Origin of the sequence: Pontibacter silvestris (genome assembly GCF_020907275.1) — a bacterium.
Taxonomy (GTDB): Bacteria; Bacteroidota; Bacteroidia; order Cytophagales; family Hymenobacteraceae; genus Pontibacter; species Pontibacter silvestris.
This window is the reverse complement of the sequence record NZ_JAJJWI010000020.1, coordinates 38,232-64,811: the sequence shown is the minus strand read 5'-3', so window position 1 is coordinate 64,811 and position 26,580 is coordinate 38,232. Positions and strand designations below refer to the sequence as shown.

The following is a 26,580-nucleotide window of genomic DNA, read 5'->3' as shown; positions in this document are numbered from 1 at the left end:
TTAAACTTATTGGTTAAATTCTAACAGGCGCTTCTTTTGCTCTTCCTTTATAAAGTTGCCTACATAGGCTGCTATCTCACCTGCCTTATCCTCCAGCAGAAAATGACCACTGTTTTCAAAATGGATAACATAGCACTCGTGGAAGAACCTTTTCCATTTTTGAAGTGCCTCGATCTTTATCAGTTTGTCTCGCTCACCCCATAAAATCAAAGTAGGGGTTTCCTGAATCTGCTTTCGCTGCGCCCATAATTCATCATACCATTTGCTTATGCCGACTAATTCCCGGGCACAGGCTAGCTTACTGACTTTGTCATCCGGGTTTCCTAAGGCCTTTACATAATGCTGCCGGACAGCTTCCGGCAGTTTTTCTTCCTCTCCGAACAACTCATTCACAAGTGTGCGGGCAGACATATTCAGCCTATCATGTAAAAACTTTCCCAGTGGCCCCACCAGATACTTACTCTCTTTAGAGAAAGTCTGGTGCTTTGAGAGCGACCATGTCCAAGAGTTTAACATCACTATGTTTTTTACATTCTCCGGATGCTTTATGGCATAAGCAAAGCCAACTGGTGCACCAAAATCCTGCACCAGTAATACAATATCCTTTAAGTGTAGGTGCTCCATAAATTGCTCAAAGTTCGCAGCATGTGCTCTTGGCTTGTAGCTGAAGTTTTCAGGTTTTTCTGAGAGCCCAAACCCCAGCATATCCATAGCTATGCAGCGATACGCTTTGCTCAGCTCTTTAATCAGGTTACGAAACAAAAAAGACCAGGAAGGGGTACCGTGCAACATTACAATAGCGCTGCCCTCTCCTTCGTCTATATAATGCATGATGCCTGCATCTAGTTTTATATATTTTGACTCAAAAGGATATTCTTCTATGTTCAACCAGCTTGGTTTCATAAATGGCTTAGCATAATACCTATTAAGCTATACTTTGAAATATGGTGGGAGTTGCTGATTTCTGGAAAAAATAAGAGGGGTAGAAGGTTAATTTTAGGGGCTGACGTTTGTTGATAGGCGAACGTAAAGGAAAACCTTAACTTTACTAGTAGATATGTGTGGAATAACAGGAGTGTTTGCTTTTACAGATGCAGGTAAGCTGGCAGTAGCACAACTTCAGCGGGCCTCTGCTGCATTACAGCATCGTGGTCCTGATGCAGAAGGTGTATATTTGCATGGGCCGGTGGGGTTGGCACACCGCCGCTTATCTATCATAGGGCCAGCTGCTGAAGCTAACCAGCCCTTTTCTGACAGCAGTGGCAGGTACACTATTGTTTATAATGGAGAAATATTCAACTACACATCTTTAAGAAGCAAACTGCAGAGCAAAGGGCATGCGTTTTGCACAGAATCAGACACCGAAGTTATCCTTCACCTTTATAAACAGGAGGGGCAGGAGTGCCTTAAAAAGCTGCAGGGCTTCTTTGTTTTTGCCATTTATGATGCTGATGAAGAAAGCCTCTTTATAGCGCGGGATAGATTCGGGGAAAAACCTTTACTTTATTATAGGGATGCTGATAGACTGCTGTTTGCTTCAGAGATGGGGGCACTGCTGGAACTGGGTGTTCCACGTGAGTTAGACTACGCATCACTTTACCAGTACCTGCAGCTGACGTACGTGCCTGCACCTGCTTCTATGTTGAAAGGTGTGAGAAAGTTACTGCCGGGCCACTCGCTTTATATCAGAGGTGAAAAACCTAAAGAGATGCTGTGGTACAGGCTTTCTTTCGATGCTGATAAAGCTTCCCAGAACCCGCTGACATATAAGCAGCAGCAGGTAAAGTTAAAGCAGCTTCTGGATCAGGCTGTGGAGGGTCGGCTAATAGCCGATGTGCCTGTAGGCGCTTTCCTGAGTGGTGGCATCGATTCCTCTGTAGTGGTAGCACTGGCCAGCCAGAAAGTGCAACAGCTTAAAACATATTCTGTCAGTTTTCCTGAGCAACCGTATTTCGATGAATCGAAATACGCCCTGTTGGTCGCAAAGAAGTTTAATACAGACCATACGGAGGTGCGCTTAACACAGCGCGGCATGGAGGATCAGCTGGAAGGCTTTCTAAATAGCATAAGCGAGCCTTTTGCCGACTCTTCCGCTCTTGCTGTTTACATGCTGAGCCAGTATGTCAGCCAGGATGTAAAAGCTGTGCTCTCTGGCGATGGAGCTGATGAATTATTTGCCGGATATAATAAGCATCAGGCAGAGTATAGGCTCATGCAAGGGGGCATAGCTGCTGATTTGATAGCCAAATTGGGGCCACTATGGGATATTTTGCCAAAATCAAGAAACTCTTATACAACAAATAAAGTAAGACAGCTTCAACGCTTCTCAACTGGAGCAAAACTGCCTGCGAAAGAACGGTACTGGTTGTGGGCAACATGGCAGCGTGAGAAAGAAGCCTTAGCCTTGCTGAGAGCAGAGCATCAGACAGTAGCTGAGAGCCGTTTGTATAGATATAGAAAAAAATATTTATTAGAATATATAAATAATCAGAACCAATATAATTTAAACAACGTATTAATTGCTGATTGGCACCTGGTACTTGCAAACGATATGCTACCTAAAATTGATATGATGGGTATGGCACATGGGGTGGAGGTGCGAAGTCCTTTTTTAGACCACAGGCTAGTTAAGTTTGCATTCTCGCTGCCGGTAAGTTCTAAGATAGCCTTAGACATACAGAAAAGGATATTGCAGGATACTTTTAGAAATGTTTTACCTTCTGAATTGTATAACCGACCAAAGAAAGGATTTGAGATTCCACTGTTGCATCTCCTGCAAACTGCTGGAGAAACTGGTTTGTTTGAAGAATACTTGTCAGACAAGTTTATAAAAGAACAGGGTATCTTTAAAGTGAATGAGATAAAGGCTGTACGGGAAGCGCTAAAAGCCGGAAAAGAGGCATCTGTGCAAAGTAAAATGTGGAGTTTGTTAGTGTTTCAGTACTGGTGGGTAAAACATCTCAAAAGTTAATATAATATTCTTAACATAATATTTTTCAACTATTTATTAGATCATTTTGACAAATTTTATAAATTAGAAGCTAAAACCTGCTTGTTTATAATCTTAAACCTATAATTTTGTAACCTTAACCTGATTAATTATGAGAATTGCTGTAGTTGGAACCGGATATGTCGGCTTGGTAACAGGAACCTGTTTTGCCGAAGTTGGTATCGATGTTACCTGTATCGATGTTGACGTAAAGAAGATTGAGAACCTAAAAAATGGGATACTGCCTATTTACGAGCCAGGTTTGGAGGAAATGGTTGCTCGTAACAGCCAGAAAGAGCGGCTGTCTTTTTCCACAGACTTACCATCCAGTATCCAGGGTTGTGATGCAGCCTTTATTGCAGTGGGTACGCCTCCGGGAGAAGACGGCAGTGCAGATTTAAAATATGTACTTGCCGTGGCCCGCAGCATTGGCCAGAACATGAACGACTACATTGTGGTGGTTACTAAGAGTACAGTACCGGTTGGTACTGCTAATAAAGTACGTCAGGCTATTGCCGAAGAACTGGAAGCCCGTGGTGTGGATATTCCTTTTGATGTGGCTTCTAATCCTGAATTCCTGAAAGAAGGTGCAGCTATTGAAGACTTCCTGAAGCCTGACCGTATTGTGGTAGGTGTAGCTTCTACAAGAGCTGAAGAAGTAATGAAGAAGCTTTACAAACCATTCCTGATGAACGGTCATCCGCTTATCTTTATGGACGTGCCTTCAGCTGAAATGACAAAGTATGCCGCTAACTCTATGTTGGCAACCAAAATCAGCTTCATGAACGATATCGCCAACCTATGCGAGATTATGGGAGCTGATGTGAACATGGTGCGCAAGGGTATTGGTAGCGATGCACGTATAGGTAACAGATTTATTTACCCTGGTATTGGATACGGCGGGTCATGCTTTCCTAAAGACGTAAAGGCTCTTATCAGAACAGCTTCTGAAAATGGTTACGAGATGAAAGTGCTGAAGTCTGTTGAGGAAGTAAACGACAACCAAAAGATGGTGCTTTACAACAAGGTGAACAATTACTTTAACGGAGACCTTGCTGGTAAGACATTCGCTATATGGGGGCTTTCCTTTAAACCTAAGACTGATGATATGCGTGAGGCGCCTTCATTGGTAATTATTGAGAAGCTGTTGGCGCAGGGAGCTAAAGTTCGTGCTTACGATCCGGTAGCTATAAAAGAAGCCGCTCATACTTTAGGTGATACAATCGAGTATGGGAAAGATGAATATGAGACATTAATTGATGCTGATGCGCTACTGCTCGTAACAGAGTGGCCGGAATTCAGATCACCTAATTTTAATGTGGTAAGCAAACTAATGAAAGATAAAGTTATATTCGACGGCAGAAATATTTATGATCCTGCCGAAATGAATGAAAAAGGCTTTACCTACTATGGCATTGGCACAAAGCAACAAATGTCACAGCAATTAGATGCAACCATATAAACAATGACAAAAAAGAGAGTACTGATAACAGGAGGTGCCGGCTTCTTAGGCTCGCACCTCTGTGACAGGTTTATAAAGGAAGGGTATCATGTAATAGCCATGGATAACCTGATCACTGGAAACCTGGAAAACATAGAGCACCTTTTCAAGCTGCCGCAATTTGAGTTTTATAACCACGATGTATCAAAGTTTGTGCACGTGCCTGGTCACTTAGACTATATTTTACACTTTGCCTCTCCGGCCAGCCCTATAGATTACCTTAAGATTCCTATTCAGACCTTGAAGGTAGGTTCTTTGGGTACACACAATCTGTTAGGTTTGGCTAAAGCCAAAGGAGCACGTATGCTGATTGCTTCTACTTCTGAAGTGTATGGAGACCCGTTAGTGCACCCGCAGCAGGAAGATTACTGGGGTAACGTAAACCCTGTAGGCCCTAGAGGGTGCTACGATGAGGCCAAACGTTTCCAGGAAGCTATGACAATGGCTTACCACATGCACCACGGTTTAGAGACCCGTATTGTGCGTATCTTTAATACCTATGGTCCTCGCATGCGCTTGGATGACGGTCGTGTACTGCCAGCATTCCTGAGTCAGGCATTGCGCGGAGAGCCACTAAGCATTTTTGGAGATGGTAGTCAAACCCGCTCTTTCTGCTATGTAGATGATTTAGTAGAGGGGATTTACCGCCTGTTACTTAGTGATTATGCGCTTCCTGTAAACGTTGGTAACCCAGGAGAAATTACCATAAAAGAGTTTGCGGAAGAAATCTGTAAGTTAACAGGTGTCGAACTAAACATCGCTTACCAGCCGCTTCCGAAAGATGATCCGCAGAAGCGCCAGCCAAATATTGCAAGAGCAAAAGAAATATTAGGTTGGGAGCCGCAGGTTGATCGTGCTGAAGGCTTAAGAAGAACCTTGGAGTATTTCAAAGAGAGAATCCAGTTTCCTACTGAAACAGTAGAGAATTCATAAAAAGCTATTAGAGCTGTAAAACAGAAAATGCCTGGCTTAATTCAGGCATTTTCTGTTTTACAGCTCTTCTCTTAGCAGTATATCCCGCAGCCGTTCTCCGGCTTTGCCATCGAACTTATAAAGCCAGTCTTGCTCAAATTGTTTCTTATTAGGGAGTTGCTCCTGGTGTAACTGCTCTACATGCTGCAGTGCCCAGTCCAGCTCTTGCATGTCATAAACCGGATGGGCAACGCCTGCATCAACAAAGGATTTTGAAACAAGTAACTTGCCCGCTGGATGATTTTCAAGAGTAATGAGGGTGGTATGGGGTAGTGCAGCAATAGGTAGCAAATATGTTGAAAAGAAACCTAATACGATTCTGGTGGATGGGAGAAGCCTCTTTAGCTCAATGTCATCAATAATACTTATGTTTTCAGCAACAGGCAGAGCATCTTTATTCAGGTTAAACTGAGTAGGGTGTGGCTTTGCATAGATGGTATAGCCTGACTCAGAAAGTTCCTGAGAGAGTTGAGTTATAAAATTTTTGTAAGTATTCAATGACCAACCGAACATGTTTCTAATATGCAGCCCTTGGTCTATAAATAACACATATTTTTGGTGTGGTGTGTGTGGTAAAACGCCTGCTAAATGATCAAAGTTAGGAATGCCAATATGATGGACTTTATAGTTTGGAGGTGGTGTATCATAAAATTGATGTACTTTAAAAATACTAGGGCTAAAAGAAATATAAGCAGTTGGTAAAGCAAAAGGCGATGGTACTAATTTTTTTGTCTCTAAATAGATGTTTTTTCTCCTGACTTTAGAAAAAGACATCATGTATTGAGCTTCGGGGAAAGGAAGCTTTCTATAAGTGTTAAGAAGAAAAATTCTTGCCTTTAGCCTAGGGAGGAGTTGCTTGATAATTGTTATGAATTTAGAAGTTTTGGCTCCCTGCTTAATGTAGTTGATTAATAAAGTTTCAAACCTTACATTAATATTTATGTCACGAATGCCATGGTCAATATGATAAGTAGTAACTCCTTTAACCTTGCATGTAAGGTTAAGAGCAGTATGAAAGTAGGATTCAATAAAAGTGAAAATTACTTTATGTGGTTTTATTATGTCTAACAGTTCAAAAGCACTATTAAAGTTGCTCCAATAAATAGCTTGGCCGTACTCTTTATAAAGAGTTGAAGATTCTTCTTTAGCTGAAGTATATTCAAGAAAATAAAAACTAAAGTGTTGTTTACAAGCTGTAAATAGATTAAGGTAGTCTTCTCGGTTATAATCCCCCACAAAAAGTAAATTTGGTTTAGAAGGCATAGAAGGTTATATTTTAAAACAGAATCAGGCTTAAAGTTATTACTTGTGAGCAGTAAATGCATGAAAAAAACAATACTGCATATTATTGAGTCTCTTAGTATAGGAGGTGCAGAAGTGTTGATTACAAAATATCTTAATAGCTTTACAGACTATTATAGCCATGTAGTGGTGTATATGTTAGGCCCTGATACTTTATTGAGCAATCTAAATAATTTTAAAGTCTACTGCCTAGGTTGCGGAGGAAAAGTTAGTTTTGTTTCTGCCGCTTACAGGTTAAGTAAAATTATTCAGCAGGAAAAACCTAATCTAATTCATAGCCATCTCTACTGGCCAACACTTTTGGCGCGGTTAGCGAAACCCAAACGTGTTCCCTTGTTATTTAGTGTGCATAATCCGCTTAGCCATGATGCATTCAACCATAATGCTTATACGCTATATCTGGAGAGGCTAACTTATTGTAAAAGTCATTATCCGTTGTTTGTTTCTGATTGTGTTAAGAATGATTATGCTGATTATGTGGGCCTTAAAAGCCAACACTTTGTTTTAGAGAACTTTGCAGATGATTTGTTCTTTGAAAACAGCATAAAGCCTGAACAGACTCAAAACTCATATTTAAAATTTATATCTGTTGGTAATCTGAAAGAGCAAAAGAATTATAGTTATTTAGTTGAAGCGTTTGCTTACTTGCCTGATTCTATAAAAAGTAAACTGCATTTAGATATATATGGTGAAGGCCCCTGTAGGAGTATGCTTGAGAGGCTTCTTCATGACAAACAAATAAAAAATATCTCTCTTAAAGGGCAAGATGTAAACTTTCATAAAAGGCTGAATGACTATGATGTTTTTATTATGTCCTCTAAATTTGAAGGCTTTAGCTTGGCTGTTGTAGAAGCAATGGCGTCGGGACTTCCCTGTCTTTTGTCTGATGTAGCTGCTTTCCGTAGTCAGGCTAAAAGCAGTGCTCTGTATTTTGACCTAACATCACCTAAAGACTGCGCTTGCAAGATTGAAGAGTTGTTTAGAAATCCTGAAAAAAGAAATGCATTAGCTAAAGCCGGATTAGAGAGGGCAATATTATTTACTAAGCAGATCTATATAGATCAATTGCACCAGATATATCAAACACTCATTAGTGAATGACAATACTTTTTATATGTTTATGGCCTATTAAAGATGTACTTACAGTTTCAACAGTACTGCCAAGTATAAAGGTGCTAAGTACGTTGCCTTATATAAAGAAGGTGATACTAGTTACTCAGGAAAGTAACAAGTATAACAGTAGTAAAAAAACTGAGCCACAGTTGCTGAAGCCTTTAAATAATGTAAGTTGGGTGCCACTAACAAAAATAGAAGGAAGTATAGGAACAACCACACTGTTTCAGATTTTAAACGTCTGGCAGTTGCCTTTTACTCTAAAGCGCATTATAATAAGTAACGAGGTTACTTGTGTCTTAGCCCATGGAGCACCGGCAGGAGCTTTGGCATACAAAGTATGGAAGAAAACGAAGGTGCCTTTTTATGTCAGTTCTTTTGAGCCTCATGCTGATTATATGGCTGAAACCAACACCTGGAGAAAGAGCGGCCTGAAGTATATTTTTCAAAAGTATTGGGAGCAGCAGCAGAAGAAATATGCCGCAGGTCTTATGCCTGTGACACAAAGCTATAAACAGCAATTGTTAACTGAGGGGGTACTTTCAGATAAAATATTTACTGTGCCAGTAGGAGTGGAGGCAGGAGTTTTTGTCTTCAGTAATGCGCAACGAGAGCAATTGCGGGCACAACTAAAAATCAATTCTAACGATATCGTTGGTGTTTATGTAGGCAAGTATGGTGGTTTGTATTTAGAGGATGAGGCGTTTGAAATTTATCGCAAATGCTTTAAAATGTACCCCAACTTCAGACTAATCATACTCTCTCCGCAAGGTAAAGAACATGTTCAGAAAAAGTTGGTGCGGCATAAGATAGATTTGGCAAGAGTTTTTGTTGCTTCAGTCTCTCATCATGAAGTGCCAGCCTACCTTTCTGCTGCTGACTTTGCTTTTGCTACCATCAAATCTTACCCATCTGCACGATATTGCTCCCCCGTAAAAATAGGCGAATATTGGGCCAATGGTCTACCAGTCCTGCTTACAGAAGGAGTAGGCGATGACAATGATATTATCAAAAAGGAAGGCGGCGGAGCTTTATTTAATTTGAGAGAAGAAGGCAGTGTAGAGCGGGCATTGGAGAAGATACAGCAAATTTTAAAAGACCCAGCGCATCGACAGGAAATACCAAAGTTGGCACAGAAGTACCGGTCACCAGACAGCATACGGGAGGCTTATGAGTACTTCTTTGGGAAAGAGGAGGTATAGCCAGTGAGTGTATTGTTTGTAGTTCCATATCCGGTAGGTAAAGCGGCCTCACAACGGTTTAGAGTAGAGCAACTGCTGCCTTTGCTGCAGGAGCAAAGCATAAAGTATAAAGTAGCACCTTTTTGGAGCGAAGAAGCATGGGGCATACTTTATGAACAGGGGCATTGGGCACAGAAGCTAAATAGGTTGCTTATTGGTTGCTTTAAAAGGCTGCTGCTACTCCTGCAACTGCCACGCTACAGCTATATTTTTATACACAGAGAAGCCACTCCTGTAGGCCCTCCCTGGTTCGAATGGATGGCTGCTAAGGTGTTTCGAAAAAAAATCATTTTTGATTTTGATGATGCTATATGGTTACCTAGTACAACAACCAATAACAACAAGGCTGCAAAGTACAAGTGGCACAGCAAAACAGAGAGTATCTGCCGCTGGAGCTATAAAGTTAGCTGCGGGAATAAGTTTCTTCAGTCGTTTGCAAACAGACATAATAAAGCAACTGTATTCTTACCCACTGTAATAGATACCCAGCATCAGCATAATCAACTGAAGCAGCAATATACTGAAGAGGTAAACATCGGCTGGACAGGCTCTCATTCTACCTTGCCTTACTTAAAACTTATTGAGCCGGTGTTGCAGCGCCTGGAGCAGAGATATGATTTCAATTTTATTGTGATTGCTGATAAGGCTCCTGACCTGCAGCTTAAGTCGCTGCGTTATGTGCCCTGGCAACAAAAGACAGAAATAAATGACCTCCTGCAGTTTAACATTGGTATAATGCCTTTGCCAGATACAACATGGGCTAAAGGAAAATGTGCCTTTAAAGCACTGCAGTATATGGCTTTGGGAATTCCGGCAGTAGTATCGGCTGTCGGAGCAAACTTGCAAGCTGTACCTGATGGTGTAGCAGGATACGTGTGCCACACAGAGCAGGAGTGGTACAATCGGCTGGAACAGTTACTTCTGGATGCTGGTTTACGTGCTGAAATAGGAAAAGCGGGTCGGCAGCATGTGCAACAATGTTACTCCTTACAGGTATACAGACAAATCTTTACAGAGCTGTTTTCTTATTAGCCTTAAGGTACTTTTTAGCTTCTTTAAAATTATCAGACTTTTTTTCGCTGTTTTTTTGCACAACAGTGTAATACTGCTTCGCCGCAGGTATGTCTTTTTGCTGATGTGCTATACGAGCCAGGTTAAGGTAAGAGTTTACGTAATAACCTGATTCCTGCTCATCTGTCATCTTTGCATACATAATGGCATCATTGTAATGTTTCTTAGCCTTTTCTAAGTCGCGGTACTTGTGTTGGTTAATATAGGCTAAGATATAAGAAGCATAACGGCCTGAAACAGATTCATAACCTGGCATGTTTTGCTCAATCTTATGTAAAATGTCTTCCGACACGCGCTCTGCCATAGTAAAGTGCCCCTGTACAAATAGCAGCCTGGCATAAGAGCGGTGGAAATAAGCATTATCTGGGTACTTTATAGCCAGTGACTGTGCTATTTTCAGGGCTTCCCCTGTGTTTTTCTCCTCATTGGCATAAATCTTCATTAAAAACAATTTAGATTCGGTGCCTGTGTAAAAGCCCTGGTTAGCAACGTATCTCAGTTGCTTTATACCTAAACGCTTATCGCCATTAGGGAAAAACAGAAGCACAGGGCGAAGCATGGTATAGTTTTCATGAATCCACACGGAGTAGTAATTAAAAAGAGCTTCTCCGAACAGGAACTCAGGGCTAAGGCCATTGCCAGCCTTTGCTTTTTCCATAAAGTCCAATGCTCTTTTGCTGGCTACAGTGGCTTTGCGCCAGTTACTGCGCTCAGAGTGCAGGCGTCCTTCAAAACCGTAAGCTGCGGCTAAAAAGAAAGCAGCCTCAAAGTCCTTTTCATCTTGGTCATACATCTTCTCTGCTTTCTGAATCGTAGTGTCCATATAGGCAAGAAAGATATCGTCATAAGCACGGGTTTGAATGTTGGTAGGCATAATTTTCCACCACTGGCTCAGGCCCATCAGAAAGTAAGGCAAAGGGTGGTGCGGGTAGCGTCTACGCAACGACTTAAACTGTTTCTCTGCTATCTCATATTTAAAGTTGTACATATTGTCTACAGCCCCTTCCAGTTCGTACTTAATGTCAGGGTTCAGCAATAGCATGCCACTAACAACACCCGATGAAGGCAAAACCTCGACTGATTCCAGCGTTACCTCTCGCATAGCTGTGGTATCAGTAGGTGGGTTTTGTTGTGCAATAGCTAAGCCTGGTACAACTAGAGTGAAGATTATAAAAAATAAATTCTTCATGAAAATATAAGAAAATTAAGGACTGTAACGTCTGATACCTTCTCTTTTAGAGAACGAAATAAAAGTACAACAATTATATTAAATTTGAACTTCCCAAACGGAAATTAAAAAATGAGACTTTTAGAGCAGCTTTGTCATATTCAGGCACCATCAGGTAACGAGAAAAGCCTTTCCAACTTCCTGCTAAACTACATAGAAGAGCATAAAGTTCAGTGGAAGAGCCAACCTTTAGTTTTGTATGGTGATAAATTTCAGGATTGTATTTTACTCATATTTGGTAGGCCTAGAGCAGCTATTTTTGCTCATATGGATTCCATAGGATTTACAGTACGTTATGGTAAGCAACTGGTCAGGATTGGCGGACCAGATCTGGAAACAGGATATAAACTGGTAGGTGAAGACTCACAGGGGAAAATAGAATGTACCTTACATTATGATGAAGAGGAACATGAACTGACGTACGATTATGAGCGTGAGATAGAGCGTGGTACAGAGCTGGTTTTTAAATGCGACTTCAGGGAAACAGAAGATACAGTACAGTCTTGCTACATGGATAACCGCCTTGGTGTGTGGAGTGCCTTAAAAGTAGCCGAGACTATGGAGAGTGGCATTATTGCTTTCAGTTGCTGGGAAGAACATGGTGGAGGCTCCGTAGCTTATCTGGCAAAGTATATTTATGAGCAGTATGGAGTAAAACAGGGGCTAATCTCAGACATAACCTGGATAACTGAAGGAGTGCGTGCAGGGGAGGGTGTCGTGATATCTTTGCGTGACAGCCTTATTCCCAGGAGGTCTTATGTGGAGCGCATTATTAGTATAGCTAAAGAGGCAGGTATACCTTATCAGTTAGAAGTAGAGGGCTCTGGTGGTAGCGATGCAAAAGAACTGCAGCATAGTGCCTATCCTTGGGATTGGTGCTTTGTTGGTGCTCCCGAAGATAATGTACATACACCAAATGAGATGGTGCATAAAAAAGATATTGACAGTATGGTGTCATTATATAAAGTATTGGTGGATAAGTTATAAGCTAGTTCAATTTAGGATTATCAAGAACATAAGTAATAGGCATGAAGAGCAGCTTACCTTGTTAGTAATGAAAATACAGCGTAGGCTTTTGTTCTTGTTGTCCAGTAGCTTAGCAAAAAGATGTAAAGAGGCAAAAGTTGTGTTGCCGATGGTACCATGTTTTTTGAAGGCAGAATATAAGGTGATAGCCTATTTTGCTATCATCGCCTCTCTTTTTCTGGTTTACCTAGGGTCTACTGGTGAGAAATCTCATCCACTTATAGTTGTTGCTTTCCTGATAGGAGCAGTTTTGAGGAAGGTGTAGGGATGAACGGAGTGATGAGTACAAAGGCTCAAAACCACACAAGCCTTAGTTACCGGAGATACGGTGGGCGACCCGTTCAAAGATACCTCAGGGCCATCTATGAACATCCTGATTAAGTTAATGTCCATTGTTTCTCTGGTTACGGTGCCTCATATAGCCTTGGATCAGGAACCTGCCATACCAGAGCTTCCGACTCCTATCGACAGAGAAATAAACCTGGATAAACAGCAAAATTCTCCTGCAGTAGCTATAGCAGACATGTCAGCGAAAAGTAATTGAACACATCTATGTCCTATTACTTTGCAAAGTAACAGTTAACAGTAAAATAAGGCTGACAACTGCATTGGGCTTATTTTTAATTTATATGTACCTTTGTGAGGTATCAAAAAGATAACCAATGCATCCGCGTACGATTACACTGCACGATTGCGACTTTAGTACCTATATGCACGAAGAAGAAATTCTGAGTTATATACAGTTGCTGGCAGACCAAATAAACAAAGATTACGCTAACAAAAAACCGCTTTTCCTGGCTGTGCTCAACGGCTCGTTTATGTTTGTTAGTGACCTTGCAAAGCGTATTAACCTGGATTGTGAAGTATCCTTTATCCGGCTTTCGTCTTATAAGGATATGCAGAGCACCGGAAAAGTAAAAGAAATACTAGGCCTTACTGAAGATGTTCACAGCCGGCATGTGGTTGTGTTGGAGGATATTGTTGACACAGGGCATACTATTAATGGTCTGTTGCAACAGCTGAAAGAGAAACAACCAGCCTCCTTAGAAGTGGCTACGCTGCTCCTGAAGCCAGACTGTCTTCAGCATAAACTCGATATAAAATATGTTGCCAAAAGCATTCCTAATGACTTTGTAGTAGGTTATGGGTTAGACTACAATGGCCTGGGGCGTAACCTGCGCGATATTTACAAAATTGTATCGTAACCCGAAAAAATAGGGAACGTTAGCAGGACTAAAGATGAATTTCTTTATCTTTAAATGCTTTTGCGACTGTTTTTTTATATAATTAACATCTATTTTATACTTACTTTTGCTTATTACCAAATAAGAAGATATGCTTAACATTGTTTTGTTTGGCCCTCCTGGTGCCGGAAAAGGTACACAAAGTCAAAAACTGATAGAGAAATATAATCTTGTTCACCTGTCTACAGGTGATTTGCTTCGCTCTGAAATTGCCGCAGGCACCAAGCTTGGGCTGGAAGCAAAGCAGTTAATGGATAAAGGTATACTTGTGCCAGACGAAGTAGTGATTGGTATGATTGATACTAAAGTAAAGCAACATCGTTCTGCCGGTGGGTTTATTTTTGATGGTTTTCCACGCACTGTACCACAGGCACAGGGCCTTGATAAGCTGCTGCAGGATAACGAAACTGAAATATCCTGTATGATTGCGCTGAAAGTAGATGACGAAGAACTGACAAAACGCCTGTTACTTCGTGGTAAAACCTCAGGCCGCCCTGATGACCAGAATGAGTATCTTATTCGCAAACGTGTACAGGAGTACAATACAAAAACAGCACCTGTAGCTGATTATTATGCGGGTCAGGGTAAGTTCTATGCTGTAGATGGTATTGGCGATGTGGAGTATATCTTCAAGCAGCTGTGCCAGCAGATTGATGCACTGAAAGAGAAAAATTAAGATAAGTAACAAGCTCATTTACGCTTACCAGGTTTGGCATCATCCAACTTTATAGATTACGTTAAAATTTGCTCCCGCTCCGGACATGGCGGCGGCGGATCAGCTCACCTGCACCGGGATAAGAAAACCGCAAAAGGTGGCCCTGATGGCGGTGACGGTGGGCGTGGCGGGCACATAATACTTCGCGGCAATTCGCAGCTCTGGACTTTGTTGCACTTGCAGTACCGCAAGCATATTATTGCCGAAAATGGCCAGAATGGTGGTCCTAATCATTCTTTTGGTGCACAGGGAAGCGATGAGGTACTGGAAGTGCCACTGGGAACTATAGCCAGAAACGCTGAGACAGGCGAAATAATGTGCGAAGTAACCGAAGACGGGCAGGAAGTAGTACTTACTCCCGGAGGACGTGGTGGCTTAGGTAACGCACATTTTAAATCACCAACAAACCAGACTCCCCGTTATGCGCAGCCTGGAGAGCCAGGCATAGAGGAGTGGGTAATTCTGGAGCTGAAATTATTGGCTGATGTGGGGCTGGTAGGTTTTCCGAACGCCGGGAAGTCTACATTGTTGTCTGTTGTTTCAGCAGCTAAGCCTAAAATCGCAAACTATCCGTTTACGACCTTGGAGCCTAACCTGGGAGTGGTAGCTTACCGCGACTATAGGTCGTTTGTAATGGCTGACATACCGGGTATTATAGAAGGTGCCTCAGAGGGGAAAGGCATTGGGCTTCGGTTCCTGCGCCACATCGAACGAAACTCTATGCTGTTGTTCATGGTGTCGTGTGAGAGTGCTGATATTGCAGAAGAGTACCACATCTTGCTGAACGAACTGCAGACTTTTAACCCGGAGCTACTGGACAAGAAGCGTATTTTGGCAGTAACTAAAACAGACATGATAGATGATGAACTGGAGGCAGAAATGCGGCAGACATTACCAACTGAGCTGCCAACCGTGTTTATTTCCAGCGTGTCTCAGAAAAACATCAGTAAATTGAAAGACATGATTTGGGAAGCATTGAACAGTTAATGCCAACCTTATGTTATATATACAATCGGTAGAAACTGAAAAGTTATCTACCGTTTTTTTTGCCAGCCCGAAGAGGAATTTTAAATAACTGTGTAGCAGAAAGCAGAGCAGTAGGGTGTCGAACTCAAAGCATTCAGACATTCTGTAATTTAGTCATCTAAAATATTTAGTGTCATTCTGGCATTAGATAGGGTTTGGCAAGTTAATTGACAAGACAAAAGAGACCCATTAACCTAACTTTTTTAAGGCATTATGTCAGATAAAGATATTAAGAAAGAACAGGAGCAAGAAGAGCTACAAGATAATACTGTCAATGCGGAAGCTAACGGGCAGGAGGAGCAGGCCCTGAATAAGGAAGAAGAAACTGAAACTGCCGAAGGTACGCAGCAAGAAGATAAAACAGCTGCTGAATTGGCAGATATGAAAGATAAATATGTCCGCTTGATGGCGGAGTTCGAGAACTTCAGACGCAGAACTGCTAAAGAAAGAATCGAACTTTCTAAAACTGCCACACAGGATTTAATGGGCAGTTTACTGCCTGTGCTGGATGATATGGAGCGTGCACGCCAGTCTATTGAAACGGCAAAAGATACAAACGCTGTGCTAGAGGGGCTGGAACTGGTATTCCATAAGCTACAGCATGTAACACAGCAAAAAGGCCTGAAAGTGGTAGAAATAAATGTAGGAGACAACTTTGATAGTGACTACCATGAAGCTGTTACGCAAGTGCCTGCACCGTCTGAAGAACTGAAAGGCAAGATCATCGATGTTATTGAGAAAGGGTACACTTTAAATGAAAAGGTTATCCGTTTCGCAAAAGTTATAATAGGAGCTTAAGAATGGCTAAGAGAGATTATTATGAGGTTTTGGGGGTAAGTAAAGGTGCTGGTCAGGACGAGATAAAGAAAGCTTACCGCAAAATCGCAATAAAATACCATCCGGATAAGAACCCCGACGACCCTTCTGCTGAAGATAAGTTCAAAGAAGCTGCAGAGGCTTATGAGGTGCTTAGCGATGAGCAGAAGCGTGCACGCTACGACCAGTTTGGCCATCAGGGCATGGGTGGCGGCTTCGGCGGTGGCGGCGGCATGAACATGGATGACATTTTCTCCCAGTTCGGCGACATCTTTGGCGGCGGCGGAGGCAGCCCTTTCGAGAGCTTCTTCGGAGGTGCTCGTTCAGGAGGTGGCCGTCGTACACGTAAAGGCAGTAACCTGCGCATTAAGCTTAAGCTTAATCTGGAAGAAATAGCCAATGGCGTTGAAAAGAAAATCAAAGTAAAACGCTATGTAGCCTGCAGTACCTGTGGTGGTAATGGTGCTAAAAATGGTACAGATATGCAAACCTGTAACACGTGCCAGGGATCTGGTCAGGTGCGCAAGGTGGTTAATACCATGCTGGGCCAAATGGTTTCTACAGCTACATGCCCTACCTGTAACGGAGAGGGTAGAATTGTAACGCACAACTGCGAGGTTTGTAATGGTAGCGGTAGAGAGCTTAAAGAAGAAGTGATCTCTATTAATGTGCCTGCCGGTGTAATGGATAGCATGCAGCTGTCTATGAGTGGTAAGGGTAACGTACCGGAGCGTGGTGGAGTGCCAGGCGACCTGCTTATACAAATAGAGGAAGAGCCACACCCAAGCCTGAAGCGTGATGGCAATAATGTCATATTCGATCAGTATATCAGTTTTGTTGATGCAGCCCTTGGTTCTGATATCGAGGTGCCAACTATTAGCGGCAAAGTAAAAATCAACATTAAGCCAGGTACGCAAAGCGGTGAGATTTTCAGGTTGCGTGGTAAAGGCATCAAAGACATAAATGGTTATGGCAAAGGTGACCAACTGATCCACATTAACGTGTGGACGCCTAAGTCATTAAGCAGTGAAGAACGTGCTGCACTGGAAGGGCTGCGCGAGTCTTCTAACTTTGCCCCGCATCCAGGTAAGAACGACAAAGGTTTCTTTGAGAAAGTAAAAGATTATTTTCAGTAAGGATTACCCACTATAGTTTAAAATTTAGCTCTAAGCCATTCTTTCCACGTGGAAAAGGATGGCTTTTTTTCTGTGCCGGCTTTGCTGGTAAGCAATCTCCGGCCTTTCATCTGGTTTTAAGCTGGCTTGGTCGATTTTGTACATCGTATAATTAATATATACTTGTCCCAAAGTTTATATAAAGTTATTTTTGATAGAATCTAAAGTAATCTGCCTTGAGCATTCTGAAAATTGACAGCGTAACAAAAAGTTATGCGAACCATACCGCCCTTAACAATGTAAGCTTCGAGATACCAACAGGTTGCATCTTTGGATTATTAGGTCCGAATGGCGCTGGTAAAACTTCTCTTATCCGCATTATAACCCAAATTACAGGAGCTGACAGTGGAGCAATCTATTTTAAAGGAGAGCGTCTGAAACCGGAGCATATCAGAGACATGGGCTACCTGCCGGAAGAACGTGGGCTTTATAAGAAGATGAGAGTAGGGGAACAGTTACTGTACCTCGCACAACTAAAGGGGCTAAATAAAGCAGAAGCTACTACTCGCATTAAAAAATGGGTTGATCGGTTTGAAATTCGGGACTGGTTGGGGAAAAACATAGAGGACTTGTCTAAAGGAATGCAGCAGAAGGTTCAGTTTATTGCTTCTGTATTGCACGAACCGTCTCTTATTATTCTGGATGAGCCTTTCTCTGGTTTTGACCCTATCAATGCAAACCTGATAAAAGATGAGATATTAAGCCTTCGCGATAGAGGAGCTTCTATTATCTTCTCTACGCACCGCATGGAGTCCGTGGAGGAACTGTGCGATAATATCGCCCTGATTAACAAATCGCAGAAGGTGTTGGACGGGTCGGTGAAAGAGGTACGTGACACTTACAGAACTGATACTTTTCAGGTTATCGGGAACGGTCAGTTGCTAATATTATCCCCGGATTTCCAGGTACTGGAGCAACATGAGAACCATGGAGTGTTCCGGGCTAATATAAAATTACTTAATGGTGCTAAACCAAATGATTTGCTGCGCTACCTGATCGAACGTGTAGAGTTGCATTCTTTTATAGAGTTGGTACCAAGTATAAATGATATCTTCATCAGAAAAGTAAAAGAAACACACCATGCATAAAATCTGGTTAATCGTACAGCGCGAATACACGACGCGTGTGCGGAAGAAGAGCTTCATTGTAATGACGCTTATTACACCGTTGCTTTTTGCTGCTTTTATGATTGTGCCAGCTTGGCTCGCCACTGTATCAGACGGTGCAGAAACAGTAATGGTGCTGGACGAAAGCGGGCTTTTTGCTGATAAGCTGCAGGACAGGGAAAATCTTAAGTTCGTGCCACTACAGGGAACACTTGACCAGGTAAAAACCGTGTACAAAGAAACTGATAATACGGCCTTACTTCACATACCTGATCTTGATATTAGCGACCCGGAGGGTATTACGATCTATTCCAAGAAGAATACCAGCCTCCAGACTCAGATCAGGCTGGAGAACATCCTGGAAAAAGAAATAGAAAACCAGCGCTTGATTGCTTCGGGTATAGAGCGGGCTACATTAGAAAAGATGAAGCCTGACCTTAACATAGCTGCCGTCAATTTAAGCGCCGAAGGAGAGAAGGATAATAATGCTATTGTAACCTCTGTAGCAGGCATAGCAGGAGCTGTGGTTATTTATTTCTTCATTTTTTTGTATGGTGTGCAGATTATGCGAGGTGTAATCGAGGAGAAAACAAACCGTATTGTAGAGGTAGTTATCTCCTCTGTAAAGCCGTTTCAGCTGATGATGGGCAAGATTGTAGGTATAGCTGCCGTAGGCTTAACACAGTTTTTACTTTGGGTAGTGCTTTCTTTTGTTGTGGTTACAGGCGTGCAGGCTGCGTTTGGTATTAAACCGGCACCAACTCCTATTGAGCAATTGGCTGCTGGCCGTGTCGCCGCTACCGGTGAGGAGGAAGAACAGGTAGAAAAGCAAGCCGCTGATAGTGATGCAGCGAGAATGATGAGCGATGCCATGAATGCAGTAGCAAACCTGAACATACCACTTATACTGGGGTGCTTCCTGTTTTACTTTTTAGGCGGGTACTTACTTTATGGCTCTTTATTCGGAGCCATAGGCGCTGCTGTGGATAACGAGACGGATACCCAGCAGTTCATGTTCCCTATCACCATACCGCTGGTGATCTCATTTATCATGTCCTATACCATTATCCTGAAAAATCCTGATGGACCGGTGGCTTTTTGGATGTCTGTTATTCCGTTTACCTCGCCTATTGTAATGATGGTGCGTGTGCCATTTGGTGTCCCAGCCTGGGAGCTGCTGCTATCTATGGCACTGTTGATCGCCGGATTCGTATTTACTACCTGGTTAGCAGGCCGTATTTATCGTGTAGGCATTCTGATGTACGGAAAGAAAGTAAATTACAAGGAACTTTCTAAGTGGCTCTTTTATAGAGTGTAAGTGCTATAAATATAAAAGTTTAGTTGTTGAATAACCGGTACCACACGTACCGGTTATTTTTTTAGATACTTTTTGTATTGATATTGCCTTATCAGGAATCTTTCTGTTGACAACATGGCTGTACTTCCTTTTCTAAGAGTTGTTAAGAGAGTATCTTCGGGAACAGTTTAATCTTTTTAACAGTCTTTTTACAAAGAATGAGAATTATATTGATAAACATATTGCTGTTATTAATAGTAACTGCTACCACCGTTATGGCCCAGAATAAAGATAAACCAGCGTACCGCCTTTTTAACTCTAAAGGAATAGCTGTAAGTTATGGTAAAATGCTGGAGGAACTGAAGAGAGCAGAGGTCGTGCTTTTTGGGGAGCAGCACAACGACCCTATTGCGCATTGGTTGCAGTTGGAGTTAACTAAGGGCTTACATCAGGCGAAGCAACAAAGCTTTGCCATTGGTGCGGAAATGTTTGAGGCTGACGTGCAGCTGGTACTGGATGAGTTTATCGTAGGGCAGGTGCCGGAGAAGAACTTTGAGCAGGAATCGCGTCCATGGCCTAATTATGCAACCGATTATAGACCTATTATCCGTTACGCCAAAGAGCAGGGTATTCCGGTTATTGCCACTAATGTGCCACGACGTTATGCGGCCATGGTGTCTGGCGGTGGCTTAGTGACTTTAGAAGATGTATCGGAAGAGGCAAAGAAATACATTGCTCCGCTACCAGTAACTGTAGATATGGAGCTGCCAGCTTACAAGAACATGATGGCTATGTTTGGCGGCGGCACGCATGGCAATACCAAAAGTCAGAACATTGTGCAGGCGCAGGCGCTGAAAGATGCTACCATGGCGTATTTCATACTTGGGCAGGTACAGCAAGGCAAGCAGGTACTGCATTTTAACGGAGCCTATCATTCTGATAACTTTGAAGGTATTGGCTGGTATCTGAAACAGGAACAACCGCAACTAAAAATGTTAACCATTACAACTGTGCTGCAGGAAGACTTAGGCAAGTTATCGGACGAGAACATAAATAAAGCTGACTTTATACTGGTGGTGCCAGCTAGCATGACAAGAACATTTTAAAGCAGGTGTGCCTTGTTCAAAAGTACTTGATGAAGTTGATGCCCGTTATGCGAGATTCTTATAAGAACAACAAAGCCCAGTTCGAAGAGCCGGGCTTTGTCTATTCTAAAGAGAAAGAGGGGGGGGTTATGCAGAGAAAGAGCTGCCACAACCACAGGTGCTGGTAGCTTGCGGGTTGTTAAATGTAAAACCACGGGCATTTAAACCATCCTGGAAATCTACTTGCATGCCCATTACGTACATGCCGTGCTTTTTATCCATGATTAGGTTTATGCCATCTACGTTATAAACTTCATCAGCATCTTTTGCTTTATCGAAGCCGAGCAGGTAGGACATGCCAGAGCAGCCACCACCTTGCACACCTACACGCAAGCCGTAATCTTCTGGTACATTCTTCTCTTGCATTATATTTTTAACTTCAGCTAGTGCTCTTTCAGTCAGAGTGATAGGTGCAGTTTTAGTATCTGTTGCTGTTGCCATAGTTTATATGTTTGATAATGGTACCACAAAATTACGTAATTATAATTAATTAATTATGCTTGTGGCAATCCCTATAGTCTTAAACAGTCAACGGGGATAAAAGATTCAACATTTAAATTGATTTTTTACGATATTTAATTTTCTGACATATTACACCTGTAGAATATGATGAATAGCTTGGCCCTTTTATTTACTTTGTTACCAACCCTTCTGATAATAATTGAAGCCGGAGTATTTCTGTACATACTGGCGAAGCACTTTCAGAACATGCACCAGACCCGTTTGTTGAACGTACGCATGAAGAAAGATGCTGTTGTGTTACCTGTACGCTTACATGCTTATGAGCGTGTCGTATTGCTATTGGAGCGCATTACACCAAGTAACCTGTTGTTACGTGTAAGTGGAGTTGGTCAGACAGCAGCAGATTACCACCGGGTATTGTTGACAGAAATCAGGAATGAGTTTAACCACAATATGTCGCAGCAAGTGTACATGTCTGATCAGATATGGCAGCAGGTAAAGCAAACAAGAGAGGAAGTGGTAAACCTGATTAATAAAACTTATCAGGAGATGCCTGAAAATGCACGTGGCAATGACCTGGCTAAACGTATCCTGGAAACAATTCTTGTTGAAGAGAGAGACCCAACAGCACGAGCCATATTGGCTGTAAAAGAAGAGATGCGGGAAATATTCTAAAAAGGAACAGGCAAAGCATCAACAGGAAAGCCGATAGTGAACCTAACGGCTTTCCTGTTGATGAAAGAAAGAATTCCAGAAGCCTATCCTATCAGCTCCTGTAACTTATACACTAAAGCCTGTACCTGTGTAACAGCATGAGCCGGAAAGTTGGCTATCCTGATCTGGCTTTCTTTGTAGCTACCATAGCCGCTGCCTACTGCCATGTCAAACGGGGCAAGGCGTTTGTTAACTTCAGAAGCAGGTAACTTAGTATTAGCGATAATTGTAGTAGGAGAACGATGCTCCGGCTTTTTTACCGCAATGTCAAAGTTTTCGCTGCTGCCTATGTAGTCGTATATCAGCTTTGCTTTTGCTTCTGTTTCTTGACGAATGGCATCAACACTTTTTTTGTTCATCTCATCCAGTACCTGGCTCAGTAGGTATATGTTCAACACGTTAGGCGTTTCAGGTGTTTGATTCGCTTTTGCTTTGCTTAGCAGTGATGGAACACTATGGTAAGAGCCTACAGATATTCCTTTGGCAACCAAAGCCTCTGCTTTTGCTATGCAGCGGTCGTTCAGCAGCCATACGCCTAATCCGGCAGGTAAGCCGAAACATTTCTGTACCGAAAAATAAGCGGAATCTATTTTGCTGTAGTCAAGCGCAGGGTTGGGCATAGATGAAACCACATCAACAAAAATCAGCGCTTCTTCACCTGCTTTGGCTCTAATCTTGTTAATGTCAGCTACAGGCATACAGGCACCTGAACTTGTTTCGTTCTGAACGAGTGCTACCAACTCGGCACTGGCAGGTATTTCTATTTTGTCAACGTTAAAGCCTTCTCCAAACGCTACTTCATACTTGGTCGCTTTCCTGCCAAGCTCACTCGATATTTCATAGAATCGCTTGGAGAAAGATCCATTTACCAAATGAAAGCTTTCATGCTCTACCGTATTCTGAATAGCACGTTCCCATATCTCATTTGCGGAAGAAAGAAACAAAACCTCGTAATTATCCGGCAGTTGCAGCAATTGGCGTAAGCCTGAAACGGCATGTGCATAAATGTCTTTAAACTGCTGGCTGCGGTGCGAAATGCTTCCGATTTTGTTTGCCATAGCCGCCTGCATGTGCTCTGGCACAGAAGGGTAAAGTTCAGAAGGCCCCGGCGTGAAATAGACTTTATTGGTCATGAGAAGGATGTTTTAATACCAGAACGGCAACATGATTTCTCTGCTGCTATTTTGGTTTTATCATTAATAAAGCATTCTGAATTTAATAGTGGCAGGCAGGCTCTTTAGCTCACCGATCACATTTTTATCATAAGCTTTGTTGATATCTGTAATCACATAACCAACCTGCTCATTTGTCTTCAGGTACTGCCCCTCAATGTTCACATGGTTACTGGCTAACACGTTGTTTATGTTAGCCAGCACGCCCGGAACGTTCTTGTGAATGTGTATCAGGCGGTGTGCATTTTTAAGCTCCGGTAACTGAATGTTCGGGAAGTTTACACTCTGATAGGTATTGCCGCTGTTAATGTAGTCCATGATGCGGTTCGGAACAAAATTGGCAATGTTTACCTGTGCTTCACTGGTGCTACCGCCAATGTGTGGCGTCAGGATAACGTTTGGCAAGCCTCGCAATTCACTTATAAACTCCTCTTCATTATTGGCAGGCTCCTGCGGGAACACATCTATGGCCGCTCCTCTGACTTTGCCAGACTTAACAGCCTCTACCAAGCTAGGAATATTAACCACATGGCCACGGCTCAGGTTAAGGAAGATAGCGCCTTTTTTCATGGCAGCGAACTCTTCAGCACCAAACATGTTCTTGTTGTTAGGGCGACCATCCACATGAAGAGTTACAAAGTCTGCTATTTCGAGGAGTTCTTTCAGCGTATTACATTTTCTGGCATTACCTAGCTGTAACTTCTCTACAACATCGTAGTAGTACACTTCCATGCCCATAGATTCAGCCAAAACAGAAAGCTGAGCTCCTATGTTTCCGTAACCTATAATGCCTAATTTTTTATCGCGAACCTCATAGCTGCCTTTTGCTGATTTGTCCCACTCGCCACGGTGCATTTTCTCACTCTTGTCAAAGATGCCACGGCTGAGCATAATAATCTGCCCGATAGCTAGCTCCACTACACTTCGGGTATTGCTGTATGGTGCATTAAAGACAGGTATTCCAGCATCAAGGCAGGCTGTAAGGTCTATCTGGTTGGTGCCAATACAGAATGCCCCCACACTAATAAGCCTGTTAGCATGCTCCAGCACCTTTTTAGTGATATGCGTTTTGGAACGAATACCAATGATAGAAACATCTTTTATTGCCTCACAAAGTTCTTCTTCACTTAAAGCACCAGCTATCGTTTCTATCTGATAGCCTTCTTTCTTGAAGAGTTCTACCGCTTTAGGGTGGATGCTTTCAAGCAACAGTACCCGGATACGGTTTTTAGGGTATGAAATAGCCATTGGCAATTGGTTTTGGTATAGGAATTCGTCAAAACTAGGAGCAATGTATTCAGTTTTAGCAATTACATTGTCTCGTGCTATGTTCTCTGTAAAAGCATAGAACTTATTTGCTAAACCCGCTTCTTTTATCTCATAATCTGTGTAACCATCGCCTACTACATACACATCACCTTTTAAAGCCATTGTTTCCAATAGCTTTATTTTGCCTTTGTCCAGGCACAGTACATTCTCTTTGTCAAAGCCAGTAATATTACCATTTTCATCGTAAAGGAAGGTGTTGGCATAAACGTTCTCCTCTTTAATACCATACTCTGTAACTATTGGCTTTATAAACTCCTTGAAACCGCTGGATACAATAAAAGTATGATTAGCAAACTCTGCAAAGAAGTTCCTGTTACGCTTAATAGAGTCAGAAACTTTATCTTTTAATCTTTCGATGAGTGGTTGCAGGTGCTTTTTATTAGCCTGAAGCAAAGCCAGGCGTTTGGTTAAACCCTCTGTAAATGAGCTTTTCCCCTCCATGGCACTATTGGTCAGGTTTTTTATTTCCTGCAGAATCTGTTCTTTGTTAGGGTCGTCGTGCAAAGAAATTTCTCCTAACTCATCTAAAGCTTCAACCTTGGTAAAGGTACTATCAAAATCAATAATGAAATATTTGTCTTTACTCATGATGTAAGTGAGGTGTCCGATTACTTTTAGAGATTAGATAAGTAGCCTCTAAAGCTTAGAAAGTATGCCGTAAACGTGCATACTTTCTAACTCTGTTAAGCTATGGTAAAGATAGTATAAAAAAATCCGGCTGTTAAAATGATAGCCGGATTTTTCTTAAGTGCTTTCTGATGATTTGCTATTACATGATAGCCAGCTGTTCATCAATTACTTTCTGATAAACTACTTCGTATTTTGGAACAATCTTCTCCACATCAAAGTCATGTGCACGGGCAAGTGCGTTCGCCTTAAAAGTAGGTAGGTTAGCATCATCTAAAATATAGAGCGCATTGCGTACCATGTCGTCTACGTCGCCAACAGGACTTACAAAGCCTGTAACGCCATGCGTATTCAGCTCTGGTATGCCACCTGCATTAGAAGAAATAACCGGTACCTCACAAGCCATAGCCTCTAACGCCGCCAAACCAAAACTTTCCTTTTCTGATGGCATCAGGAACAAATCTGCTATAGAAAGCACTTCCTCCACAGCTTCTAACTTTCCTAAGAAACGCACATCGCTGCAAATCTGAAGTTCCCGGCAAAGCATTTCCATTTTAGGGCGATCTGGCCCATCGCCAACCAAAAGCAGCTTGGAGGGCATTTTCTCCCGCACCTTGGCAAATATCTTTATAACATCTGCTATGCGTTTTACGGCACGGAAGTTAGAGGTATGCACCAATAGTTTTTCGTCATTTGGGCTAATTGCCATGCGGAAGTGCTCTTTCTTCTGGCGCTTAAACTTTTCCAGGTTAATAAAGTTCGGGATCACCTCAATGTCACGCTCAATCTGGAAGTAATCATAGGTTTCTGCACGCAAACTGTCAGAAACAGCTGTTACGCCATCCGATTGATTGATACTAAAAGTAACTACCGGCTCAAAAGAGACATCTTTACCCACTAGCGTTATATCAGTACCATGCAAGGTGGTAATAACAGGAATATTGATGCCTTTTGTGCGAAGAATCTGTTTGGCCATAAAAGCAGCCGAAGCATGCGGAATGGCATAATGCACGTGCAGTACATCCAGCTTCTCAAATCGGACAATATCTACCATTTTACTGGCCAGAGCCAATTCGTAAGGCGGATACTGGAAAAGAGGGTAAGATGGAATATATACTTCGTGATAAAACAGGTTCTCGTTAAAGAAATCGAGTCGGGCAGGTTGGCTGTAGGTGATGAAATGTACCTGATGACCTTTCAGGGCCAAAGCTTTACCAAGTTCAGTAGCTACTACGCCACTGCCTCCGAATGTAGGATAACAGACAATACCAATTTTCATAATGTATGTATGCTGTGAAAATAACAAGTG

The 26,580-nt window shown here is 42.3% G+C and carries 24 protein-coding genes and 1 pseudogene; 17 read left to right on the top strand and 8 right to left on the bottom strand.

Annotation, left to right across the window (positions count from 1 at the left end):
* Window positions 1–6: 6 nt before the first annotated feature.
* Window positions 7–903: an alpha/beta fold hydrolase gene (locus LN995_RS16875; protein ID WP_229962260.1), complete on the bottom strand. Its 897-nt coding sequence runs from the start codon at window positions 901–903 to the stop codon at window positions 7–9.
* 154 nt (window positions 904–1,057) lie between these two features.
* On the opposite strand from LN995_RS16875, the gene asnB reads away from it, so the two are divergent.
* From asnB to LN995_RS16860, 3 genes are all read left to right on the top strand, one after another.
* The gene (asnB, locus tag LN995_RS16870; RefSeq protein ID WP_229962259.1) at window positions 1,058–2,971 is read left to right on the top strand and encodes an asparagine synthase (glutamine-hydrolyzing); all 1,914 of its coding nucleotides are present in this window, start codon (window positions 1,058–1,060) and stop codon (window positions 2,969–2,971) included.
* Window positions 2,972–3,101: 130 nt separating this feature from the next.
* Window positions 3,102–4,451 carry a UDP-glucose dehydrogenase family protein gene (locus LN995_RS16865; protein ID WP_229962258.1) on the top strand — a complete coding sequence of 450 codons (1,350 nt, stop codon included), beginning with the start codon at window positions 3,102–3,104 and terminating at the stop codon, window positions 4,449–4,451.
* A 3-nt stretch (window positions 4,452–4,454) separates the two neighbouring features.
* Complete coding sequence (locus LN995_RS16860; protein ID WP_229962257.1) at window positions 4,455–5,423, top strand: UDP-glucuronic acid decarboxylase family protein; 969 nt, start codon at window positions 4,455–4,457, stop codon at window positions 5,421–5,423.
* A 57-nt stretch (window positions 5,424–5,480) separates the two neighbouring features.
* On the opposite strand, the gene LN995_RS16855 is transcribed toward LN995_RS16860, so the two are convergent.
* A complete protein-coding gene (locus LN995_RS16855) occupies window positions 5,481–6,725 on the bottom strand; it encodes an alpha-2,8-polysialyltransferase family protein (protein WP_229962256.1) in 1,245 nt (414 codons plus the stop codon).
* A gap of 60 nt (window positions 6,726–6,785) precedes the next feature.
* On the opposite strand from LN995_RS16855, the gene LN995_RS16850 reads away from it, so the two are divergent.
* The 3 genes from LN995_RS16850 (at window position 6,786) to LN995_RS16840 (ending at window position 10,150) form a co-directional block, all read left to right on the top strand.
* The gene (locus LN995_RS16850; RefSeq protein WP_229962255.1) at window positions 6,786–7,865 is read left to right on the top strand and encodes a glycosyltransferase; all 1,080 of its coding nucleotides are present in this window, start codon (window positions 6,786–6,788) and stop codon (window positions 7,863–7,865) included.
* A gap of 101 nt (window positions 7,866–7,966) precedes the next feature.
* A complete protein-coding gene (locus LN995_RS22080; RefSeq protein WP_229962254.1) occupies window positions 7,967–9,079 on the top strand; it encodes a glycosyltransferase in 1,113 nt (370 codons plus the stop codon).
* Window positions 9,080–9,082: 3 nt separating this feature from the next.
* The gene (locus tag LN995_RS16840) at window positions 9,083–10,150 is read left to right on the top strand and encodes a glycosyltransferase family 4 protein (RefSeq protein ID WP_229962253.1); all 1,068 of its coding nucleotides are present in this window, start codon (window positions 9,083–9,085) and stop codon (window positions 10,148–10,150) included.
* On the opposite strand, the gene LN995_RS16835 is transcribed toward LN995_RS16840, so the two are convergent.
* Window positions 10,128–11,378: a tetratricopeptide repeat protein gene (locus LN995_RS16835; protein ID WP_229962252.1), complete on the bottom strand. Its 1,251-nt coding sequence runs from the start codon at window positions 11,376–11,378 to the stop codon at window positions 10,128–10,130. The two genes, LN995_RS16840 and LN995_RS16835, sit on opposite strands and share 23 nt — an antisense overlap.
* 111 nt (window positions 11,379–11,489) lie before the next feature.
* Here LN995_RS16835 and LN995_RS16830 point away from each other — a divergent pair, with 111 nt between their 5' ends.
* From LN995_RS16830 to dnaJ, 7 genes and pseudogenes are all read left to right on the top strand, one after another.
* Window positions 11,490–12,404: a M20/M25/M40 family metallo-hydrolase gene (locus LN995_RS16830; RefSeq protein WP_229962251.1), complete on the top strand. Its 915-nt coding sequence runs from the start codon at window positions 11,490–11,492 to the stop codon at window positions 12,402–12,404.
* Between the two features lie 279 nt (window positions 12,405–12,683).
* Window positions 12,684–12,987, top strand: a pseudogene (locus LN995_RS16825) (sodium/proton-translocating pyrophosphatase); the annotation flags it as partial.
* A 118-nt stretch (window positions 12,988–13,105) separates the two neighbouring features.
* Window positions 13,106–13,648, top strand: coding sequence for a hypoxanthine phosphoribosyltransferase (hpt, locus tag LN995_RS16820; protein WP_229962250.1), 543 nt, complete (start codon window positions 13,106–13,108; stop codon window positions 13,646–13,648).
* Window positions 13,649–13,778: 130 nt separating this feature from the next.
* Complete coding sequence (locus LN995_RS16815; RefSeq protein WP_229962249.1) at window positions 13,779–14,363, top strand: adenylate kinase; 585 nt, start codon at window positions 13,779–13,781, stop codon at window positions 14,361–14,363.
* 33 nt (window positions 14,364–14,396) lie between these two features.
* A complete protein-coding gene (gene obgE / locus LN995_RS16810; protein WP_229962248.1) occupies window positions 14,397–15,389 on the top strand; it encodes a GTPase ObgE in 993 nt (330 codons plus the stop codon).
* Window positions 15,390–15,641: 252 nt separating this feature from the next.
* Window positions 15,642–16,226, top strand: a complete 585-nt coding sequence (locus LN995_RS16805) for a nucleotide exchange factor GrpE (RefSeq protein ID WP_229962247.1) — start codon at window positions 15,642–15,644, stop codon at window positions 16,224–16,226.
* Window positions 16,227–16,228: 2 nt separating this feature from the next.
* Window positions 16,229–17,380 (top strand): molecular chaperone DnaJ, encoded by a 1,152-nt coding sequence (gene dnaJ, locus LN995_RS16800; RefSeq protein ID WP_229962246.1) that lies wholly within the window; start codon window positions 16,229–16,231, stop codon window positions 17,378–17,380.
* Window positions 17,381–17,410: 30 nt separating this feature from the next.
* Here the strand turns inward: dnaJ and LN995_RS16795 are convergent, their stop codons facing one another.
* Window positions 17,411–17,551 (bottom strand): hypothetical protein, encoded by a 141-nt coding sequence (locus LN995_RS16795; RefSeq protein ID WP_229962245.1) that lies wholly within the window; start codon window positions 17,549–17,551, stop codon window positions 17,411–17,413.
* A gap of 44 nt (window positions 17,552–17,595) precedes the next feature.
* Between LN995_RS16795 and LN995_RS16790 the strand changes: the two genes are divergently transcribed.
* From LN995_RS16790 to LN995_RS16780, 3 genes are all read left to right on the top strand, one after another.
* A complete protein-coding gene (locus LN995_RS16790) occupies window positions 17,596–18,507 on the top strand; it encodes an ABC transporter ATP-binding protein (protein ID WP_229962244.1) in 912 nt (303 codons plus the stop codon).
* Window positions 18,500–19,843, top strand: a complete 1,344-nt coding sequence (locus LN995_RS16785; RefSeq protein WP_229962243.1) for an ABC transporter permease — start codon at window positions 18,500–18,502, stop codon at window positions 19,841–19,843. The genes LN995_RS16790 and LN995_RS16785 overlap by 8 nt, the downstream gene beginning before the upstream one ends.
* 197 nt (window positions 19,844–20,040) lie before the next feature.
* Entirely contained in the window at window positions 20,041–20,928 is an 888-nt protein-coding gene (locus LN995_RS16780; protein WP_229962242.1) for a ChaN family lipoprotein, read from the top strand.
* A gap of 126 nt (window positions 20,929–21,054) precedes the next feature.
* Here the strand turns inward: LN995_RS16780 and LN995_RS16775 are convergent, their stop codons facing one another.
* Entirely contained in the window at window positions 21,055–21,408 is a 354-nt protein-coding gene (locus LN995_RS16775; RefSeq protein WP_229962241.1) for a HesB/IscA family protein, read from the bottom strand.
* A gap of 165 nt (window positions 21,409–21,573) precedes the next feature.
* Between LN995_RS16775 and LN995_RS16770 the strand changes: the two genes are divergently transcribed.
* Window positions 21,574–22,104 carry a DUF7935 family protein gene (locus LN995_RS16770; RefSeq protein ID WP_229962240.1) on the top strand — a complete coding sequence of 177 codons (531 nt, stop codon included), beginning with the start codon at window positions 21,574–21,576 and terminating at the stop codon, window positions 22,102–22,104.
* Window positions 22,105–22,187: 83 nt separating this feature from the next.
* Here the strand turns inward: LN995_RS16770 and LN995_RS16765 are convergent, their stop codons facing one another.
* From LN995_RS16765 to bshA, 3 genes are all read right to left on the bottom strand, one after another.
* The gene (locus LN995_RS16765; RefSeq protein ID WP_229962239.1) at window positions 22,188–23,276 is read right to left on the bottom strand and encodes an aminotransferase class V-fold PLP-dependent enzyme; all 1,089 of its coding nucleotides are present in this window, start codon (window positions 23,274–23,276) and stop codon (window positions 22,188–22,190) included.
* Between the two features lie 63 nt (window positions 23,277–23,339).
* Window positions 23,340–25,232: a phosphoglycerate dehydrogenase gene (serA, locus tag LN995_RS16760; protein ID WP_229962238.1), complete on the bottom strand. Its 1,893-nt coding sequence runs from the start codon at window positions 25,230–25,232 to the stop codon at window positions 23,340–23,342.
* Between the two features lie 181 nt (window positions 25,233–25,413).
* Window positions 25,414–26,550: an N-acetyl-alpha-D-glucosaminyl L-malate synthase BshA gene (bshA, locus tag LN995_RS16755; RefSeq protein ID WP_229962237.1), complete on the bottom strand. Its 1,137-nt coding sequence runs from the start codon at window positions 26,548–26,550 to the stop codon at window positions 25,414–25,416.
* Between the last annotated feature and the right edge of the window lie 30 nt (window positions 26,551–26,580).